This window comes from Pseudomonas sp. P867 (assembly GCF_019891455.1).
GTDB classification, from domain to species: domain Bacteria; phylum Pseudomonadota; class Gammaproteobacteria; order Pseudomonadales; family Pseudomonadaceae; genus Aquipseudomonas; species Aquipseudomonas synxantha_A.
This window is the reverse complement of record NZ_JAFLXB010000010.1, coordinates 216,167-237,212: the sequence shown is the minus strand read 5'-3', so window position 1 is coordinate 237,212 and position 21,046 is coordinate 216,167. Positions and strand designations below refer to the sequence as shown.

At 51.8% G+C, this 21,046-nt stretch carries 18 protein-coding genes; all 18 read right to left on the bottom strand.

Annotated features, from left to right (window positions below):
- Positions 1–209: 209 nt before the first annotated feature.
- The gene (locus tag J1G33_RS19515; RefSeq protein WP_103733580.1) at positions 210–2,198 is read right to left on the bottom strand and encodes a nucleoside-diphosphate sugar epimerase/dehydratase; all 1,989 of its coding nucleotides are present in this window, start codon (positions 2,196–2,198) and stop codon (positions 210–212) included.
- A 91-nt stretch (positions 2,199–2,289) separates the two neighbouring features.
- Entirely contained in the window at positions 2,290–3,297 is a 1,008-nt protein-coding gene (locus J1G33_RS19510) for a glycosyltransferase family 4 protein (RefSeq protein WP_223018561.1), read from the bottom strand.
- A gap of 35 nt (positions 3,298–3,332) precedes the next feature.
- Positions 3,333–4,286 (bottom strand): NAD-dependent epimerase/dehydratase family protein, encoded by a 954-nt coding sequence (locus J1G33_RS19505; protein ID WP_223018560.1) that lies wholly within the window; start codon positions 4,284–4,286, stop codon positions 3,333–3,335.
- Positions 4,283–5,389: a glycosyltransferase family 4 protein gene (locus J1G33_RS19500; protein WP_256584513.1), complete on the bottom strand. Its 1,107-nt coding sequence runs from the start codon at positions 5,387–5,389 to the stop codon at positions 4,283–4,285. Before J1G33_RS19500 ends, J1G33_RS19505 begins: the two co-directional genes overlap by 4 nt.
- Before the next feature lie 118 nt (positions 5,390–5,507).
- Entirely contained in the window at positions 5,508–6,605 is a 1,098-nt protein-coding gene (locus J1G33_RS19495) for a glycosyltransferase (protein WP_103733576.1), read from the bottom strand.
- The gene (locus tag J1G33_RS19490; protein WP_103733575.1) at positions 6,602–7,390 is read right to left on the bottom strand and encodes a glycosyltransferase family 2 protein; all 789 of its coding nucleotides are present in this window, start codon (positions 7,388–7,390) and stop codon (positions 6,602–6,604) included. The genes J1G33_RS19495 and J1G33_RS19490 overlap by 4 nt, the downstream gene beginning before the upstream one ends.
- Positions 7,387–8,634, bottom strand: coding sequence for an oligosaccharide flippase family protein (locus tag J1G33_RS19485; RefSeq protein ID WP_223018559.1), 1,248 nt, complete (start codon positions 8,632–8,634; stop codon positions 7,387–7,389). Before J1G33_RS19485 ends, J1G33_RS19490 begins: the two co-directional genes overlap by 4 nt.
- A gap of 1 nt (position 8,635) precedes the next feature.
- Positions 8,636–9,856, bottom strand: a complete 1,221-nt coding sequence (locus tag J1G33_RS19480) for a hypothetical protein (RefSeq protein ID WP_005786317.1) — start codon at positions 9,854–9,856, stop codon at positions 8,636–8,638.
- Positions 9,857–10,143: 287 nt separating this feature from the next.
- Positions 10,144–11,421: a chain-length determining protein gene (locus J1G33_RS19475; protein ID WP_103733573.1), complete on the bottom strand. Its 1,278-nt coding sequence runs from the start codon at positions 11,419–11,421 to the stop codon at positions 10,144–10,146.
- 336 nt (positions 11,422–11,757) lie between these two features.
- Positions 11,758–11,988 carry a LapA family protein gene (locus tag J1G33_RS19470; RefSeq protein ID WP_078820664.1) on the bottom strand — a complete coding sequence of 77 codons (231 nt, stop codon included), beginning with the start codon at positions 11,986–11,988 and terminating at the stop codon, positions 11,758–11,760.
- A 24-nt stretch (positions 11,989–12,012) separates the two neighbouring features.
- Positions 12,013–12,309, bottom strand: a complete 297-nt coding sequence (gene ihfB, locus J1G33_RS19465) for an integration host factor subunit beta (RefSeq protein ID WP_003189779.1) — start codon at positions 12,307–12,309, stop codon at positions 12,013–12,015.
- Between the two features lie 131 nt (positions 12,310–12,440).
- Positions 12,441–12,725 carry a lipoprotein gene (locus tag J1G33_RS19460; RefSeq protein WP_032877175.1) on the bottom strand — a complete coding sequence of 95 codons (285 nt, stop codon included), beginning with the start codon at positions 12,723–12,725 and terminating at the stop codon, positions 12,441–12,443.
- 160 nt (positions 12,726–12,885) lie between these two features.
- Complete coding sequence (rpsA, locus tag J1G33_RS19455) at positions 12,886–14,571, bottom strand: 30S ribosomal protein S1 (RefSeq protein ID WP_005786304.1); 1,686 nt, start codon at positions 14,569–14,571, stop codon at positions 12,886–12,888.
- A gap of 120 nt (positions 14,572–14,691) precedes the next feature.
- Positions 14,692–15,381: a (d)CMP kinase gene (cmk, locus tag J1G33_RS19450; protein WP_103733571.1), complete on the bottom strand. Its 690-nt coding sequence runs from the start codon at positions 15,379–15,381 to the stop codon at positions 14,692–14,694.
- Positions 15,378–17,588 (bottom strand): bifunctional prephenate dehydrogenase/3-phosphoshikimate 1-carboxyvinyltransferase, encoded by a 2,211-nt coding sequence (locus tag J1G33_RS19445; protein WP_248134484.1) that lies wholly within the window; start codon positions 17,586–17,588, stop codon positions 15,378–15,380. The genes cmk and J1G33_RS19445 overlap by 4 nt, the downstream gene beginning before the upstream one ends.
- Positions 17,589–17,616: 28 nt before the next feature.
- Positions 17,617–18,729 (bottom strand): histidinol-phosphate transaminase, encoded by a 1,113-nt coding sequence (hisC, locus tag J1G33_RS19440; protein ID WP_032877176.1) that lies wholly within the window; start codon positions 18,727–18,729, stop codon positions 17,617–17,619.
- A 9-nt stretch (positions 18,730–18,738) separates the two neighbouring features.
- The gene (gene pheA, locus J1G33_RS19435; RefSeq protein WP_003172650.1) at positions 18,739–19,833 is read right to left on the bottom strand and encodes a prephenate dehydratase; all 1,095 of its coding nucleotides are present in this window, start codon (positions 19,831–19,833) and stop codon (positions 18,739–18,741) included.
- Positions 19,833–20,918 carry a 3-phosphoserine/phosphohydroxythreonine transaminase gene (gene serC, locus J1G33_RS19430; protein ID WP_032877177.1) on the bottom strand — a complete coding sequence of 362 codons (1,086 nt, stop codon included), beginning with the start codon at positions 20,916–20,918 and terminating at the stop codon, positions 19,833–19,835. The genes pheA and serC overlap by 1 nt, the downstream gene beginning before the upstream one ends.
- Between the last annotated feature and the right edge of the window lie 128 nt (positions 20,919–21,046).

Sequence of the window (21,046 nt, the reverse complement as noted above, 5' to 3'; positions counted from 1 at the left end):
TATGCCAAAAAACGCTCTAAATGCACGTCGTTACAGACAATGAAGCTGATAGCTGAGTATTTCAACGTGTCGGCAAACAAAGCCTCCTGATCAATAGATGTTGATTGACGTGAGTGCGCTGTAATTAATTAAATTATTTAACAGACCGAATATTTTTAAAGCATAGATAACAGCACCGGTGTACTGTTATCTTCCTCCAAGACCTTACATTATGGCTCCAGCCGCCTTTGTTGATAAGACCAGTCTACAATTTCACCATCGGGGGCATAGCCGCTAACAGTTTCGCGCAACAATTGACGTACTTTACTGTAATCATGGCTTTCAATAGCACATAACAACTCGGACAACCTCGGTTTCAATACGCTCCACGATAAATAATCTTCGTTTGCACTCATGATCATTGGATGTTGTGTGGCATCGACATTATCACCGATGAGTAATTCCTCGTAGAGTTTTTCCCCGGGCCGAAGCCCTGTAAACTCGATGGCGATATCGCCCAGCGGTTTTTTATCTGAACGAACACTCAGGCCAGACAGATGAATCATTTTCTCTGCCAATTCCGTGATTTTAACCGGCTCCCCCATATCCAATACAAAAACATCTCCTCCCTGGCCCATTGAGCCTGCCTGGATAACAAGTTGAGCCGCCTCAGGGATGGTCATGAAATATCGAGTGATTTTCGGGTGGGTCACTGTTATCGGCCCACCTGATTTGATCTGCTTGTGAAATAGAGGAATGACGGAACCAGAAGAACCCAGAACATTTCCAAACCGAACCATTGTGAAGCGTGTACGATTTTGAGGGGTAGCAGCACCGTTGAAGAGAGCTGGTTGTAGCTCACGGCTGAGCGCCTGCAACGTCATCTCAGCGAGCCGCTTGGTGCTTCCCATTACATTGGTAGGGCGAACCGCCTTATCAGTCGAAATAAGTACGAAATTAGCAACATTCGAAATAATGGCCGCTTGAGCGGTATTTAACGTACCAATAACATTATTCAGAAAACCTTCCGCAATATTATGCTCTACCATCGGCACATGCTTATAAGCGGCCGCATGATAGACGGTATTTACATGCCAGGTTTTCATCACATCAACCAATTTATCCTGGTGACGTATTGAGCCCAGGATCGGCAGCAATTTTACCGCCAATGAATCCCTGAGTATGCGTGCCTCCAGTTCAGACATAATGCTGTATAAATTGTACTCACTGTGCTCAAAGAGAATCAGGGTGGTAGGTTGCAGTTCAAGGATCTGGCGACACAGTTCAGATCCAATCGACCCACCAGCACCGGTAACCAGCACCACATGGCCCTGTATGCAATGCTCCAACAGATCTTCTTGGGCGGGTACAGGATCGCGCCCCAACAGGTCGGCAATATCCACTTCTTGAATATCATCAACTTTGACACGACCGCTGGCCAAGTCCATGAAGCCCGGGACACTACGCACATGTAAAGGAAAACCTTCCAGAAATCCGAGGATTTCCCGACGACGCCCGCGCGTCGATGAAGGTATCGCCAATAAAATTTCTTGAGCCCCTGTGGCATCGATCATACGCTGGATATGTTTGGGCTTATAAACCTGCAGCCCCGAGATTACCCGATCCGAAATAGTGGAATCATCGTCAATGAACGCAACGGGTCTCATCAAGCGGCCCATGCGTAATGCCGCGACGAGCTGATTTCCAGCAGATCCGGCACCGTAGATAGCTACACGCGGCAAACCATCGTCACGGTTGGTGAAAGGCACATGTTGAGCAGCGGTAAACCAATCTCCCAGGAAGAATTGGCGCAGCGCTAATCTCAAGCCCCCAATCATGATCAGGCTGAGCCACCAATAGTTGAAGATGATCGAACGCGGAATTACATTCTGGTGATTACTATACCAATAAACGACCACACCAATAATTAGCGAAGACAGGCTGACGGCTTTGACGATAGCAATTAACGCATCATTTCCGAAATAGCGCAAAACCGCCCGATACATACCAAAATGTATAAACAGCGGGATAGTCACGATCGGCGCGGTCAAAAAAAGCCAGGTGTGCAGCATAAACGGATTGATCATTTCATCGAGACCTATCCGCACGACAAAAGCCAACCAAAGCGCAAACCAAACTAAGAAGACGTCAGTAATCACCTGCAAAATACGTTTATACCTGCGCGGGAGGCTTAATAAGCGCGATCTCAGTGAGTTCATATATTTCTAAACCTCTCGCAGTTCTAACAATCTAAAATCTAAATAGACGCACATCACGATTACGCTCTCGCCACTCCGAACCCTAACAACATTACTCTTTAACCCCGGCCTTGAATTTCAGAGCCAGGACAACGAGTGGAACATAGGCGATCAACATACCGACAGCACCATCAATTCTGTCAAATGCAACAAGCCATGCAATCGGTGCGAGCCAAACCAGGTTTATCAAGATTACGCACAGTGTGACAGGGACGTGGGCATTAAAGCGCCGTGAGGCGTATTGATAAGCGTGACTGCGATGTGCCTCATACACTTTTTCGCCGCGTAGTAGCCTGCGCATCAAGGTAAATGTCGCGTCAACGATAAATACTCCTAATAAGATCAGCCAGACCCATAGCAGCGTAGAGGAAAAAGAAGCCGCTTTAAGAGAAATAATGGCCAGCGTGATTCCCAGGAAGCCGCTGCCCGCGTCGCCCATGAAAATTCGTGCTTTTGGAAAATTCCAGTAGAAAAAGCCTGCCGTTGCCAACGCTAAATAAATAGGCGGCCATAACAACTCCTCATACCCCAACATCCAATAGATGAGAGCGGCAGAAGAGCACGCACAGATGGCTTCAGCACTTGCCAAGCCGTCAATACCATCCATGAAGTTGTAAAGATTCAACATCCACACTGCATACAAAACGGCTAACGCCCCGCCAATCCAGCCTAGGTTGACGTGTAATCCAAAAATCGTGACAGACGGTAGCCCGCCGATCCAATACACCGCCCATATCGCAGAGAGAAAATGTCCTAACAGGCGCCAGCGTGCAGGAATATGCCCGTGGTCATCCAGGAAACCTAACGCGGCTACCGTTATACCCGCCAGGAACGATGCAAGGAAAAAGGCGTTATCGATCAAATCAAAGGAACGCATCAACCCCAGGGATATCAAAAATCCCAGCACAATTGCCAGTCCACCACCACGAGGGGTCGGTACAGAGTGTGAACTTCTGCTGTTAGGAATATCCAATACATTGCGCTGGAGCGCATACCGACGCAATAATCCTGTGAAAAAAATGGAACTCGCTATTGAAATAATCGCTATCCAGAACGCCATCTGCCTATCCCTACCTGCAATAATTTCGAAGTGAATCACTTTAATAAACGGAACTTTCGGCCTGTTTCGACCAAAGCATTACTGGCTTCTTTCGCAGGAACCCAATTCAATAATGTTTGAGCTTTGGCAGCATCCACAACCAATGACCTACACAACTGCGTATATAACGATCGCTTCCCGAGTGCGCTGGCGACCGAACGTATTACAGTGTCAGGAAGGCTGAACAATTTTTCTTTTCGCTCCATGCCCGAGGCGAGAAGTTTGATAATTTCACCAATGGAAAAATCATCTCCGTCAGAAATTAAAAATAGTTCGTTTGCAGCCAAAGGGTGCTCAATACACAGCTCAACGAAATCCACCAGATTATCCAGCGCTATCATGCTGCGCTTGTTTTTCACGGCGGCGAAGGGTAACGGCAATCCAGACGCTATCAGCTTCAGGAGACGATTAAAATTACCTGGCGCTTCAGCGGCATACACTAAAGGAGGCCGGATAACTGTCAACTCCATCGCCTCTGCAGCAAGTAACTCTGCTAGCTTTTGCTCTGCTTTTAATTTCGAGCGGGCATATTCTGCATGCGGCCGGGGCTCATCGCTCTCAGTAAAACCACACTTATCCGTCTCCGCACCATTTACGCCAATAGAGCTAATGAATATAAACCGACGGACACCTGCTTTTATCGATTGCTTTGCTAAATTAACGGCACCTTCGACATTTATTCGTTCAAACTCCGTAACTGGATCTTCGCTCCCCGCATTCAACACATGCGCGCGCGCGGCCAGATGGATAACGGTATCAACGCCTTGCAGGGCACGATCCCAGTCAGTATTACCGTCTACCTCACCGGTCGAAAACATCTGGATATCAGATGGCACATCAGTAGAGGGCCTGCGGGAAGAGCCGACAACTGAGTATTTGGCTAAACTGACGAGGTGCCCGGATAACGCCCGCCCAATAAAGCCATTCGCACCAGTAATAAGGATTTTCATTTAGTCCTGTCTAACACTTTCTGGTAAATTTTCAGAATTTTATCCAACATAATATCGAAAGTAAAATTTGTGCGATATCTGTATTGACCTGAAATGCCTTGTTTTTTTCGAAGCTCAGCGGATTTAATCAATTGCGTCAATGCGTCGATCAGCCCTTGCTGATCCCCACGCTCTACCACGAAACCGTTATCACCATTCGCAACCAGCTCGGACACCCCTCCGACGTTAGAGGCGATGACTGCAAGCCCACTGCGCATAGCTTCCAATATAGTCAGCGGCAGTCCTTCCCAGTCAGAAATCAAGACGAAAATGTCAGATCGTGAAAGCCTGATCGGAACGTCATCACAAGCCCCGGAAAACACCACCTTCTCGCCAATTCCCAGCTGTGCTGCCAATTTCCGGGCGTTCGCAAGTGAAGGGCCGTCGCCCACCAATTCAAGCTCCCAGTTTTTGGCTTCCACTTTTGCAAGCGCTTCCAATAGGAATTTTTGGTTTTTGGGTACTTCGAACCTTGCAACCATGATCAAGCGTATTTGATCAGACTCGGTAAAGCCGACGCGATTGGAACAGACCTCGGGCATACCATTGTGGATGGTCAGAACAGTATCTTCATCGCCCACTTTGGCCTTCAAGGCAAGTTGCCTGTCAAACTCGGAAACCGTAAGGATCTGGTCTGAGAAACGAGCCATTACCCTCTCAATATTACGGTACACGAAACGACGCTTCTCAGACACGCCCTCCGTAAAAGCCCAACCATGTGCCGTAAAGATCGCTGGTAAACCAAGACTCTTAGCGGCCAGCCTGCCGAGGATGCCAGCCTTGGAGGAGTGCAAGTGGACGAGATCGGGTTTTAGCTTGGAAAGCATCGCTCTCAATTCAAAGAAGGCGCGAATATCCTTTCCAGGACTGATTTCACGAACGAGATATTTCAATGAATAGCACGACAGCCCCAGATCCCGCGCTCGAGAGTTAAAGACGCCCTCGCCACCCACGAGGATATCAACGCTATGACCTGCTTTAGATGAGCCCAAAGCCAAATCAAGGAGATGCACGCTGGCGCCACCTATAACATCCGAACGAGTTATGACATAAACAATTTTCACACTACGCACCTTTTCAAATAACTTGCCCAAGCCCAACTTACCGGGTCCAGAGATTGGCTATTTCTCATCGAGATGATCACACTAAAAACCGCTCGAGGATTGCTGACAACCAAGATCCTCAGGCCTTGGGCTGGGCATATAACTCCTCCCACCTACCAATCACAGACTCCATGGAAAAGTTATCAAGTACTCTTGATCTTGCCGAAGTGACGAGTGACTTTTTTTGCTCTGGAAGTAGATCAAGTGCCGAGTTGATAGCTTGACGTAGCGCCTCAGGATTGAATGGTTCAACAAGATAGCCGCTATCCCCCAGCACCTCCTTCACCCCTCCGCAGTCTGTGGCAACCACTAACGTTTCGCACGACATCGCTTCAGCGACAACTAGCCCAAAGCCTTCCCATGCAGAAGACAAAATATAGATATCCGCAGCACTGTAGAATGACGGAACGTCGTCGCGCCGCCCGAAAAAACTTATCTTTTCGCTCAGGTTGGCTTTGTTAGCATATAGCGCAAGATCAGCAGCCAAGGGGCCGTCGCCTACTATCCACAGACGTACATTGTCGTGGTCTTGTGAAACCAGCGTGAATGCATCTAATAGACAGGGATAGTTTTTGGCTTCAACCAGACGGCCGACTGCCAAGAGAACTTTAATAGAAGGATCTACAGACTCTCTGGCACGAACTTGATTTCGCACCGACTCATCAAATACAAAACGCTCCGTATCTATACCGTTGGGTACAAATACCATACGCCCGACAGGCGAAGCGCCTTTCGCAATAAGTATATCAACCGCTTCCTGACTTACATTCGTTGTGAGATCCGCCAAAAAATCAGTCAGACGGTAAGCCAGCATTTTCAGCTTACCTCCTTCATTTGAACTATGTGCCGTACAAATCAGCTTGGGAATTCTTACAACTGAACGAACCATTCTGGCTATTAAATTCGCATGTACCATGTGGCTGTGCAATACATCCGGCTCAAATCGCTTGATTAATTTGACCAGATTACTAATTGCACGCACCATCGCGAAGATGGTTTTATTGCCGTTTAGAGCCACCACCGTTACATCGGGCTCCTCTGGAAGCACATCCGCGTCGCCCGTCAAATAAGCAATCACGACGTTATGTCCTCGTGCGCTCATCCGGTCAGCCAGATTTACGACTTGCTTCTCGGCCCCACCCATACCCAACCCAGTGATAAAATATAATATATTCATCGAGGCCGCCCTAGAAGCATATACAAAATGCACTGCACGGACCTGATTAAATTCTTCAACTTATAATATACTGTTTTTTCACGCAAAAATTGCGACCAGTAATAAGTAAAGAACCCTTTGGGATTAGCTCTTAAATGGCGTGAAAAGTTACGACTGTATCCATCTTCCAGGTAATCGCAGAGGTAAATTATTTTTCGTGTAAAAAAGATGATATCGCCCGCATCCCCCAATTTATTCCAGATATATAATTCCGGAACAAATTTTTCGTTCTTGAATATGGGAAACGGAAAAGCTGACATCACGTCAGTTCTAAATATGTAAGCCAAGTCACCCTTGAATAACTTGCCTGCTTCCGTCGGCGTCGAGATAAAGCTCTGCTCGACCGTGCTTAAGTCATTACCAAGCAGCTCACCGCTGAAATACGCCTTTCGATAGCACAAGCCCACTGTCTTATCAGTCGCCGTGGCGATTGAGGTAGTTATCGTTTCAACGGCGTCAGGCACCAGTGCATCATCGCTGTCGACTATAAAGATCCAGTTTGTTTTCGCAGCTGCTACCCCGCTATTGATAGCTGCGTGCTTTCCAGCATTACTTTGTCGCACCGCTGTCAGCGTGAAGCCTAGGTCTTTCTTTTTTAACTCTTCAATGAAATTCTGAGTTTCATCTGAGCTGCCGTCGTCTATCAGCACCCACTCAAACTCTTTTGAGCTTTGTTCAAGCAAGCTCTTGAGTAGCCTAGGGAGAGTACTGTAACGATTATATGTCGCTGTTAAAATTGTTATCACTCAGTGCGCCCCTCAAGATAAGTGACCGGCTTATATCGGTAAGACAATACAAGAAACGTCACGCACAACATGACTTCCGCCAAAATAAACCCAAGCACGATACCATTGACGTAATAGTTAATCGACAACAGACTTGCCAGAAGTATCGACACTACCGAGAACAAAAGCATTGCAGAGCTCGCAACTTTGTCCATACCGCGAGGTATAAGCATGCACAAACCCAATGCTTGATTAGTCATTCTAAAGGGGATTATCCATACAAAAATCTGCAAGGTCGTCGTCGCCTGCTCGAAATCAGCCCCCAATAGTTTGTTTATCAGGAACCCACCAGCTACGGAAATGGAAAATGCACTTACGCACCCCAGCAAGAACATCAACCCGACAATGATCCAGGAGAGCCTTGATGCTGATTTTGCAGAGGAAAGATACTGTCTATTCAAATACGGAAAAAACCCAATTAGGACTGGATTTATAAACCCCACAAATCCTCTTATGATTTTTTCAGCTGGGACATATCCTGAAACGGCGATTTTTCCGCAGAGCAGTCCTACAAGAGCAGGCCCAGCGCTAAGCAGAATATTGTTTGAGCTCTTATAGATGAAAACGTGAAACCCTTTGCAAATCTGAAGCCATCCACCTGACAAGCTGAACCGAACGCGGCATCCATTTCGGTAGCACAAATAATTTCCTAGCAATGTATTTGCCAATGCAAATGTGGCTAAAATCGATAACGCCACCAATGCGTCACCTGGGTCGTGAACAAAAACAAATAAGCATATAAGGCTTGCGACCCGCAGACCTACTTCTAAAAAGACCACAAGCGCAATTTTCTCAAGCCCTTGAAAAAACCAAAACGGGCTAAACCCAAAAGCTATAAAGTACAGAAAACCCAAGCCTATTACTTCAAGCTCGAAGGTCTGTGAATTGATAAACATATAAAAACACAGTGCCGCGATGCTTATAACCGATGAAATTATCAGCTTCGCGGACAGCACCTCACCAAAGACCCTAGACAGTACCGTCACATCAGTCTTCGCCAAAGAGACTTGTCTGGCAGCACTCAACGAAAAGCCGTATTCAACAACGAGTGAAGACAGTAAAGCAATTGATTGGACCAGTACGACCTTGCCGTATTCCTGTACACCCAATGAGCGCGCCAGTACCGGAATCTCCAGAATAGGCACCAAATAACCAAAGAGCTGTACAACAAAAAGCAGGCTCATATTTTTAAATACGGTAAACACGTTATCGCCCTATCTGCTTGTCATACATAATATTCACCACCCCGGCATTGTCATACTTGTAAATACGAGACAACCAGGACACCATCAGAATCCAATAACCCCACTCTGACATCTCAGTACTCAGCGGGTGAAAGAGCATAATAAAAATATAACAAAGAACGCCCAATACTGCGGCAAATTTAAAGAATATATTCTTATTTAAATCAGAACCGTCCACCAGCGACAACAAGAAAAACACAAACGGCATTAGCATTAAAAATAAAAGTGCCAACTCACCCAGTACGCCCACATCACCCAGCATGCCCAAATACACATTATGAATAACAATATTTTCCCCATCCACCACGCTAAATGAACTGCCGAATCCGCACCCGAATGGAAAGCATTTTTGGACGTTTGATATTCCATCCTGTATCATCGCCGACCTGACTGGATCGCCCTCAAACAAACGATTCAAGACCAACAATGAATCATGATTCGTCAGGTCAATATTTGAAGAGAGCAGCACACAAACCCCTGCGATCAAGCACAGTATTGCGACCAGTAGCGTCCTGATAGGGAAAATCAAAAAGCGCAAAAGAAAAAAGGAACATACAACGATCGCAAACCATAGAAAACCGGTGCGACTGGAGTCCGCCAACAATATATACACCGACGCCATTAAAATAAGGCCAGCAAAAAGTGCATTTTTAATACGCGTGGTGAGTAACATTGCAATAATGTAGGGCGCAAAGAAAGCACACACTTTCCACATCACCCCTGGGTAGGCAAATTCACTGCCTTGCCGACCGTCACCCAATTGAATATAGAGGTCGGTAAAAAAGAATTTCGACAGCATAAATACAACAAGACTCACCACAATCGAAATCGAAGCAATCTTATAAAAGTCGTTCAACTCCAGCAAACCCGAACAGCTATATATCACGAGAAACAATATATAAATAGCTATGAATTTGACACCTTGATAAGCGGTATAGATATCCGAATTAATTACTCCGGAGATCATAAAAGCTAGTGTCATCAACGTAAAACCGAGGGTAATAGAGCTTACTTCTGGCGACAACTTCACTCTGCCGCCGCTACCATAAATCCCAAATACTAGTACTCCACCCCACAGCAACCAGTAGTTAAGCGAACCAATAATATTCCTAGTGTCACCCAAGGTCACGAGTACGCTGGCTGCCAGCACGGCCAGGAAGGCGTAACGCTTATTAGTTTTCATATCGACCTCAGAATACGCTCAGTTGAAGCATGCGCCGGTTGCCAATCGAGCCATTCTCAGGTACCGATTAGATGAAGGGGACCACTAGAGCAAGCCATAGGCCCGACAGCGAGTAAAAACAATTTTACACTGCAATCGAGGCTTCTATCTAGGATCTTCTGCTGGGTCAAGGCTAAGAAAACCAACACTACAACAGATGGCAATTTGCCTCTAGGATAAAGGGTCGCGATTTTTACGCTTGCCCCCGCGATCGAAACCCATCCTATATTGTATAATTGAAGAACTTGCTAAAGATCCGGCTCGCGCAATGCGTGCTTTATTATCCGGAAGAAAGCGATTGCAAACCCAACAACAAGACCAAGCAGTAATCCACCGATTATCAGCAAGGGACGATTCGGGCTTATCGGGGAAGTTGGCTCTAGTGCTTCTTTATCAATGGCCACCAGCTTAAGATTACTCATATCCTTATTCACACTCAGCAATCGTGCTTTCTCTGCGCGTAATGGCTGCACATCTGTCAGAAACAATTCATCCTTCACGCGACTCTTCAACACCTCAATCTCTCTATTGGACTCCAACAACTTTAATTCTTTGGCAATTTGAGAGATCCGTCGCTCAGTGAAGTCATTAGACTTTCGCTGTAGCAAGACTGCGCGCTCAGCTTCAAGCGCATTGACACCCATGAAATACAATGGAATCTGCTGATTGTTAATTTCCGTTCTCATGCTGACAGAACCGGAATGTGCATCATCACCCACGGAGGTAGGTGAAGCAGGCATCATAATATTCAGTTTCTTGGCAATTGTTATGGCCTCATTAAGCTCGGCAATTCGATTCGAATTTAAGCTATGAAGCTGCGTCCGCAGCCCTTGAAGCTCGTCTTGTAGCTGAGCTCGGCGAATTCTATCTGACTCGGAAAGGGATGCAATTCGTGCTTCTTTCCACGTGTCATAGTTTGAGCGGGCTGCGGCCAACCTGCCGTCGATCTCCTTTAAACGGTTATTGATAATAACCGTCAAGTCGGCCGATATATGATCACGCTCATTCGCTATTGCATACTCTACAAAACCATTGAGTATTGAAACACCATCAATTCCCTTTGGGTAGGTCAACTCAAGTTTCAAATAAGAACTAAGCGAATCAGCTTTATCTTTATCGGACAACATCAAACTTATAGATTTTTTATTGAACTCTTCGAACGTCTGCTGAAGATTACGTCCAGGGCGCACAAACCCCTCAAAGAGCTTTTGATTGGATCTAAAAAAACCCATGCGAATCTCGTATGACTCTAAGGCCATACCTACCCTTACCAATGCTTCACCAGGAGGTAAAACGTAAACTTCCGAGCGGTTAAGCGCATCCAATTCATTAATCGCAGCAGGCCTAAGCACACTGCTCACCTTGTATTCTGGCGTGACCGAAAATGCATAAATCGCAAAAACTGAAGAAATCAGTGCGCCCACTGAAAAAATAATGATTTTTTGACGCCAGAGGCTTGTTACAAGCGCTAACGAGTCAAATTTTTTATGCTGGGGGATGAGAACGGAGCGTAAGCTACTACTCACAACAAAAACCTGCCTTCAAAGAGAAACTGCGGGCTCGTTATGCAAAACAGATTGTGTATTTTCTTATTTTAATTGGATTATCGTCAAAACCCTGCGTCTCTGCCGAATTTCGAGCGCACAAAATGCCTGTTATCGAGAACAGATTCCATTTTGCCATCTCTCAGACATTTTACAAGTCTTGACATGTATGTAGGGCGATTCTGAGTTTTCCAAGGAACTATCGCAATCTACGGGGCTGCGCCAATAGGCACCCGCAGCGATTCATAATCCTTGATGGGCATGAGATTTCTGACAAGCGGTCACGATCACCGCTTATCCAATCCCTGCCTAAGACAATCAAGCAATCGACTTATTCTGACGCCTACGCAGAAACACTCCCAACACTGGACCAATCAACATCCCAACAATCAAAGCCACCACCACAAACACCGCCACCGGCATCTGCGCAGTACTCCACCCCAGGAACGACAGCGCCACACCCTGCTGGTTCTCCAGCACAAATGCCAAGACCACCAACGCCGCAAGCACTGCAATCAATACCGCAACAACGCGCTTAACCCCACGCATACCCTTCTCCTTCCCCAAAAACACTCAGACGCCTTCTTCCTCTTCTTCGTTCACCCGATCACGCAATTCCTTGCCCGGTTTGAAGTGGGGTACGAATTTGCCATCGAGGCTGACGGATTGGCCAGTTTTTGGGTTGCGGCCTACGCGCGGTGCGCGGTAGTGCAGTGAGAAACTGCCGAAGCCACGGATTTCGATGCGGTCTCCGGTGGCGAGGCATTGGGACATTTGCTCAAGCATGGTCTTGATAGCCAGCTCCACATCCTTGGATGAGAGCAGCCCTTGATGGGTGACAATTCGTTCGATCAACTCCGACTTCGTCATATTTTTCCCTTCTTTTTCAAGCAGCTAGGAAAAGCGCTTCGAAGGTTTTAGCATGACTTGATGAATTTGAACAGCCCATGTGTAAACTTATCTGCCGACCGCATAAACGCCTTCAGCCACCCTACCGTTACTCATTTACAGATCACCAACATCGTCCGCGTAACTGCGCCAGCCGGGTTCCAGCCGAACAGGTAGTCACCCTCTTCATCCTCTGCATCACTGGAGCGAGTGATGACTTTGTAGCCCTGCATCTTGCACTCACGGGCAGCACGCTTCTCGCACTTCTCCCATTTATTACCCAAGCCGGAACAGTCGATCTCGATGCCACTGACACCTCGCTTGGCGTGCGTCTTGGCGCTGGTGGAGGAGCAGCCGGCAAGCACTGCCAATGCAAGTATTACGATAATCCTGTTCATTCAAACCCTTATTGAGTCAGCAACGCGAAATAGCCGTTTCAAAGACTATAGTCAGTTCTGACATTGGGCTGAACGCCTTCGTTCGATGCAGTTGCTTCATCAAATTTCAGGCGCAAAAAAGGGCGACCGAAGTCGCCCTTTTTCAACAGCTTTACAGAACTTAGTTCTGCTTGGCCATTGCCTGGCGCAGCAGTGCCGCCATGGTGGTGTCAGCAGCAGCTTCCGGAGCAGCTTCTTTCAAGCTCTGGATAGCTTCTTTCTCTTCCACTTCGTCTTTCGACTTGATGGAGAGTTGGATCACGCGGCTCTTGCGATCAACGCTGATGATCTTGGCTTCTACTTCTTGGCCTTCTTTCAGAACGTTGCGCGCGTCTTCAACGCGGTCACGGCTGATTTCGGAGGCTTTCAGAGTCGCTTCGATATCGTCGGCCAGAGTGATGATGGCGCCTTTAGCGTCAACTTCTTTCACAGTGCCTTTAACGATGGCGCCTTTGTCGTTCTCTTGAACGTACTCGGAGAACGGATCGCTTTCCAGTTGCTTGATACCCAGGGAGATGCGCTCGCGCTCTGGGTCAACCGACAGGATAACGGTGTCCAGCTCGTCGCCCTTCTTGAAACGACGAACAGCTTCTTCGCCAACTTCGTTCCAGGAGATGTCGGACAGGTGAACCAGGCCGTCGATGCCGCCGTCCAGACCAATGAAGATACCGAAATCGGTGATCGACTTGATGGTGCCGGAGATTTTATCGCCCTTGTTGAACTGGCCAGAGAAATCTTCCCATGGGTTAGATTTGCACTGCTTGATGCCCAGGGAGATACGACGACGCTCTTCGTCGATGTCCAGAACCATGACTTCCACTTCGTCGCCGACTTGTACGACTTTCGAAGGGTGGATGTTCTTGTTGGTCCAGTCCATCTCGGAAACGTGTACCAGGCCTTCCACGCCTTCTTCCAGCTCTGCGAAGCAGCCGTAGTCGGTCAGGTTGGTAACACGCGCGGTTACGCGAGTGCTTTCTGGGTAACGAGCCTTGATAGCAACCCATGGATCTTCGCCCAGCTGCTTCAAGCCCAGGGAAACGCGGTTACGCTCACGATCGTATTTCAGAACCTTGACATCGATCTCGTCGCCAACGTTGACGATTTCGGAAGGATGCTTGATACGCTTCCAAGCCATGTCGGTAATGTGCAGCAGGCCATCGACGCCACCCAGATCGACGAATGCGCCGTAATCGGTGAGGTTCTTGACGATACCTTTGACTTGTTGGCCTTCCTGCAGGGATTCCAGCAGAGCTTCACGCTCGGCGGAGTTCTCTGCTTCCAGCACGCTGCGACGGGAAACGACAACGTTGTTGCGCTTCTGGTCGAGCTTGATGACTTTGAATTCGAGTTCTTTGCCTTCCAGGTGCGTGGTGTCGCGCACAGGACGAACGTCGACCAAAGAACCTGGCAGGAACGCACGGATGCCGTTAACGTCGACAGTGAAGCCGCCTTTAACCTTACCGTTGATAACGCCCTTGACCACTTCTTCAGCTGCGAAGGCTGCTTCGAGAACAATCCAGCATTCAGCGCGCTTGGCTTTTTCACGGGACAGCTTGGTTTCACCGAAACCGTCTTCAACCGAGTCCAGAGCAACGTGAACTTCGTCACCGACATTGATAGTCAGGTCACCAGCATCGTTGTAGAACTGTTCCAGCGGGATCAGAGCTTCAGACTTCAGACCAGCGTGAACGGTTACCCAGCGAGCTTGGTAATCGATATCAACGATAACACCGGTGATGATGGAGCCTGCCTGAAGGTTCAGGGTTTTTAGGCTTTCTTCAAAGAGTTCCGCAAAGCTTTCGCTCATTTTAATTCCTGTTGATAAGGGCGAAGAATACGCCCATCTCCACACCCCAGACGGTGTGGGTCAGTTTCAGTTAAAAGAAGCCACCGCAGGACTATGACTGGTCCCCTGCGGCCTTCTTGATCACCCGGCGATATCGCGAATGGCGATTTCACTCATGATGCGTTCCAGCACCTGCTCGATGGACAACTCCGTGGAATCCAGCTGTATGGCGTCAGCCGCCGGCTTGAGCGGGGCTACCGCACGCTGGGTATCACGCTCATCGCGTGCACGGATCTCATCTAGCAGACTCGACAGACTAACACCTTCGACTTTGCCCTTCAACTGCAAGTAGCGGCGGCGCGCTCGTTCCTCGGCACTGGCCGTGAGGAATATCTTCAACGGCGCCTCGGGAAACACCACCGTGCCCATGTCACGGCCGTCGGCCACCAGGCCCGGCGGCTCCTGGAACGCACGCTGGCGCTGCAGCAAAGCCTCACGAACCGCCGGCAAAGCAGCCACTTGGGAGGCGCCGGCACCGATGCTCTCGGTACGAATCACATCACTGACTTCGTCGCCTTCCAGAATGATGCGCTGCAGTTGACCGTCGGTCGCCGCGATGAACTGCACGTCCAGATGGGCGGCAATTTTCGTCAGCAACTCTTCGTTGGTCAGATCAACACCATGGTTGCGCGCCGCGAATGCCAACAGGCGGTACAGCGCGCCGGAATCGAGCAGGCACCAGCCCAGGCGCTTGGCCAGGATGCCGGCGATGGTGCCTTTGCCCGAGCCGCTTGGCCCGTCGATGGTAATCACCGGTGCTTTGATATTCACAATTGAGCCTCTTGGGCAACACGAATGCCGACGTGGGCACACAGTGTAAGAAAGTTCGGAAAAGACGTAGCAACATTGGCGCAGTCACGAATACGAATCGGCGCCGCTGCCTGCAGGGAGGCCACGCTGAACGCCATGGCAATGCGGTGATCGCCATGGGCATGCACTTCGCCACCGCCTATCGGGCCACCGTCAATGATAATCCCATCAGGCGTGGGTTGGCACTTCACACCCAGGGCCAGCAGACCGTCGGCCATAACCTGGATACGGTCCGATTCCTTGAGCCGCAGCTCCTCGGCACCGCGTAATACGGTACGCCCCTCGGCGCAGGCAGCGGCGACAAACAATACGGGAAACTCATCGATCGCCAACGGCACCAACGCCGCTGGAATCTCGATACCCTTCAAGACAGCTGCCCGGACACGCAAGTCCGCAACAGGCTCGCCACCTACCTCACGCGGATTTTCAAGGCTGATATCAGCCCCCATCAGCCGCAGGATATCGATCACGCCGGTGCGGGTAGGATTGACGCCGACATGCTCAAGCAGCAACTCCGAACCCTGGGCAATCGAGGCCGCCACCAGAAAAAACGCCGCAGACGAAATATCCCCAGGCACTTCAATGTGGGCAGCCGTCAACCGATGACCCGACTCCACCGACGCCGTCGCGCCCTCCACCGCCACCGGATAACCAAAGCCACGCAACATGCGCTCGGTATGATCGCGGGTCGGCGCAGGCTCGGTGACTGCGGTTTTACCTTGTGCATACAGACCAGCCAGCAACAGGCAGGATTTAACCTGCGCACTGGCCATCGGCAACGCGTAAGTCAGGCCCTTGAGCGTCTGCCCACCACGAATGGTCAGCGGCGGACGCCCTTCAGGACCGGTCTCGATCACCGCGCCCATTTCCCGCAGCGGCTTGGCCACGCGACTCATCGGGCGCCTGGACAGCGATGCATCACCGGTCAGGACGCTATCGAAGCTTTGCGCCGCAAGCAGACCCGCCAACAGGCGCATTGATGTACCGGAGTTACCGAGGTAGATCGGTCCTGGCGCTGCCTTCAAGCCGTGCAGGCCAACCCCATGAATAGTCACTCGCCCATGGTGCGGGCCCTCGATCACCACGCCCATGTCGCGAAACGCCTGCAAGGTCGCCAGGGCATCTTCGCCTTCAAGGAAACCGTCGACCTCCGTTACGCCGTCAGCCAATGAACCCAGCATGATCGATCGATGGGAGATCGACTTGTCACCTGGCACCCGAATGCATCCGCTCAAGCGGCCACCCGGATTGGCGATAAAAGTCAGCTCATCGGCGTTCACTGCAGTTTCCATATAGGCCCGGCGCGCCAGGATCTTGCTGAAATGCTCTCGCGCCATCCGCGCCCGGGTGAACACACCCAGTAACTGATGGCCATCACCCGCATCCACCGCATCGCGCAAGGCGTCGAGGTCACTGCGGAACGTGTCCAGGGTGCGCAACACCGCTTCGCGATTGGCGAGAAAGATGTCATGCCACATCACCGGGTCACTGCCGGCAATCCGCGTGAAATCGCGAAAACCACCGGCGGCGTAACGGAAAATCTCGAGGTTTTCGTTGCGCTTGGCCAACGAATCCACCAAGCCGAATGCCAGCAGATGGGGAAGATGGCTGGTCGCGGCCAACACTTCATCGTGGCGCTCGACCTGCATATGCTCCACATCCGCGCCCAGCTCGCGCCAGAGCCGATCCACCACGGCCAACGCCGCCGGATCAGTCTGCGCCAGCGGCGTCAGGATCACCTTATGCCGACGGAACAACTGCGCATTGGACGCTTCCACCCCGCTCTGCTCGGAACCGGCAATCGGATGGCCCGGCACAAAGCGCGGCGGCATAGCGCCAAACGCCAATTGTGCCGCGCGCACCACATTGCCTTTGGCGCTGCCGACGTCCGTGAGGATCGCCTGCCCCAAGTCCATGCCAGCCAATACGGCGAGCAATTTCTCCATGGCCAGGATCGGCACCGCAAGCTGGATCACGTCCGCGCCCTGGCAAGCGATTGCCAGGTCCGCTTCACAGCGATCCACGACACCCAACTCCACCGCCAGCTTGCGCGATTGCGGGTCAAGGTCCACGCCGACTACTTCGCCACACAGCCCGCTGTCCCGCAGGCCCTTGGCGAACGAACCACCGATCAACCCCAGGCCGACCACCACCAGGCGACCGATCATAGGCACAGCAGGTTGCAATGCAGTGACATCAACCACGGGCCAGAACCTTGGCCAACGCCTCCAGGAAGCGGCTGTTCTCGGCCGGCAAACCAATGGTGATACGCAGGTGGTTCGGCATACCGTAGTTGGCCACCGGACGCACGATCACGCCTTCGCGCAACAAGCCCTGAAATACCGGTGCAGCCTCTTGGCCGAGGTCGACGCAGATGAAGTTGCCCTTGGACGGAATCCAGCCCAGGCCCAACTCGCGAAAGCCGTCCTGCAACTGCAACATGCCGCTTTCGTTAAGGCGGCGCCCTTCTTCCAGGTATTGGGCATCCTTCACCGCCGCACACGCAGCCGCCAGGGCCAGGCTGTTGACGTTGAACGGTTGGCGTACGCGGTTCAGCACATCGGCCACTACCGCTGTGGACAGGCCGTAGCCAACCCGCAACGACGCCAGGCCATAAGCCTTGGAGAAGGTGCGCGACACCAGCAGGTTCGGGTAGGCCGCGAGGAAATCCAGGCCATCGGGCAGGTCGCCGCCTTCGGCGTACTCGATGTAGGCTTCGTCCAGCACAACCAGCACATGCTCCGGCACGTTCTGCAGGAACTCGTTCAGGGCCTGCGCATCGAACCAGGTGCCGGTCGGGTTGTTCGGGTTAGCGATAAACACCACGCGGGTTTGCGCATCGATCGCTGCCAGCATCGCCGGCAGGTCGTGGCCCCAGTTCTTGGCAGGAATGACGCGCGCATCAGCCCCTACGGCCTGGGTCACGATCGGGTAGACCGCGAATGCATGCTCACTGAACACCGCATTCAAACCGGGCGCCAGGTAGGCACGCCCGACCAGTTCAAGAATGTCGTTGGATCCATTGCCCAGGGTCACCTGATTGAGCTCGACCCGGCATTTTTCTGCCAGCAGGGACTTGAGGGCAAAGCCATTGCCGTCGGGATAACGGGTCAGCTCGGCAAGCTCCTCCCGAATCGCCGCCAATACTTTGGGGCTCGGACCCAGCGGGTTTTCGTTACTCGCCAGCTTGACGATCCTGGACGGGTCCAGATTCAACTCACGGGCCAGTTCGTCCACAGGCTTGCCTGGAACGTAAGGCGAGAGTTGTTGCACGCCCGGCTGAGCCAGGGCGAGGAAGTTGCCACTCATGTCAAAGCCTCACAAAACCGCTTTCGGGTAGGAGCCCAGCACTTTGAGTGCCACGGCTTCCTGACTGATCTTCTCCAGCACGCCCTTGACCAGCGGGTCGCGGTGGTGGCCGATGAAGTCGATAAAGAACACGTAGGTCCATTTACCGCTGCGCGAAGGACGAGTCTCGATGCGCGTCAGGTCAATCCCGTTGTCGTGGAATGGCACCAGCAGCTCATGCAACGCGCCGGGCTTGTTGCTCATGGAAACGATGATCGAAGTCTTGTCGTCGCCGGTTGGCGGCACTTCCTGGCTGCCGATCATCAAGAAGCGCGTGGAGTTGTCCGGGCGGTCCTCGATTTTCTCGGCCAAGCGTGTCAGCCCGTAGAGGCCCGCAGCCATATCGCCGGCAATCGCCGCCGAGTTCCACTCACCCTTGACCCGCTTGGCCGCTTCGGCGTTGCTGGACACCGCCACGCGCTCAACATTCGGGTAATGGGCGTCCAGCCACTTGCGGCACTGGGCCAGGGACTGAGCGTGAGAGTAGATACGGCTGATGCTGTCGGTCTTGGTGTTCTCGCCCACCAGCAGGTGGTGGTGAATACGCAACTCGACTTCGCCACAGATCACCATGTCGTGCTCGAGGAAGCTGTCCAGCGTGTGGTTGACCGCGCCTTCAGTGGAGTTTTCCACCGGCACCACGCCAAAATTCACCGCGCCGGCCGCCACTTCGCGGAACACTTCGTCGATGGCCGCCATCGGCTTGCTGATCACCGCGTGGCCGAAGTGCTTCATGGCCGCCGCCTGGGTGAAGGTGCCTTCGGGGCCCAGGTAGGCCACTTTCAGCGGCTGCTCAAGGGCAAGGCACGAAGACATGATTTCACGGAACAACCGCGCCATCTCCTCATTGCCCAGCGGCCCCTTGTTGCGCTCCATCACGCGCTTTAGCACCTGGGCTTCGCGCTCAGGCCGGTAGAACACCGGCACTTCGCCTTCCGCCAGGGACGCCATTTTCACCCGAGCCACTTCCTGGGCGCAGCGCGCGCGCTCACTGATCAGCTCCAGGACTTTCTCGTCCAGGCTGTCAATGCGTACGCGCAGGGCTTTGAGTTCTTGCTCAGACATTAGCCGTGTTCCTTTTCGAACTCTGCCATGTAGGCAACCAGCGCGTTGATGGCGTGGATGTCGACAGCGTTATAAATGGAGGCGCGCATACCACCGACCGAGCGGTGGCCCTTGAGGTTCAGCAAGCCACGCTCGTCGGCGCCGGCCAGGAACGGCTTGTCCAGGCGATCATCGGCCAGGCGGAACGGCACGTTCATCCACGAGCGGTCGGTAAGGTTGATCGGGTTGCTGTACAGGCCGCTGGCATCGATGAAGTCGTACAGGGTGCGCTTCTTCTCTTCGTTGCGCTTGCCCATCGCAGCCACACCGCCCTGCTCCTTGAGCCATTCGAAGACCAGGCCGGACAGGTACCAGGCAAACGCCGGCGGGGTGTTGTACATCGAGCCGTTATCGGCCGCGACCTTGTAGTTGAGCATGGTCGGGCACAGCGAACGGGCGCGGCCGAGCAGGTCTTCGCGGATGATATTGACCAGGATGCCGCTCGGGCCGATGTTCTTTTGCGCACCGGCGTAGATCATGCCATACCGGGACACGTCGATCGGGCGCGAGAGGATGTCCGAGGACATGTCGCACACCAGCGGAACGTCACCGACTTCAGGCACCCAATCAAATTCCAGGCCACCGATGGTTTCGTTTGCGACGTAGTGAACGTAGGCCGCGTCCTTCGTCAGCTTCCACTCGTTCTGACCTGGAATGGCGAAGTAGTCGTAGGGCTTGGCGGTACCGGCCACATTGACGTGACCGTAGCGCGAGGCCTCTTCAATGGCTTTCTGCCCCCAGATACCGGTGTCGATATAGTCGGCAGTGCCCTCTTCGGGCAACAGGTTCAGTGGGATCTGAGCGAACTGCTGGCTCGCGCCGCCTTGCAGGAACAACACTTTGTAGTCGGAGGGGATGTCCAGCAAGTCGCGCAAGTCCTGCTCGGCCTTGGTGGCGATGGACACGAACTCATCGCTGCGATGGCTCATTTCCATCACGGAGAGGCCTTTTCCATGCCAGTCGAGGAGTTCACCCTGCGCACGCTGCAGGACTGCTTCAGGAAGCGCCGCGGGACCGGCACAGAAGTTATAGGCTCTCTTGCTCACATCCAATCTCACTCTGATCTGGTGGGGCTGCAATCATGTTCGGCAACACCCTTTGTCTGAAGCCAACCCGTGTGGGAGCTGGCTTGCCTGCGATACAGGCACCTCGGTAGTTCCAGTGATACCGCGGT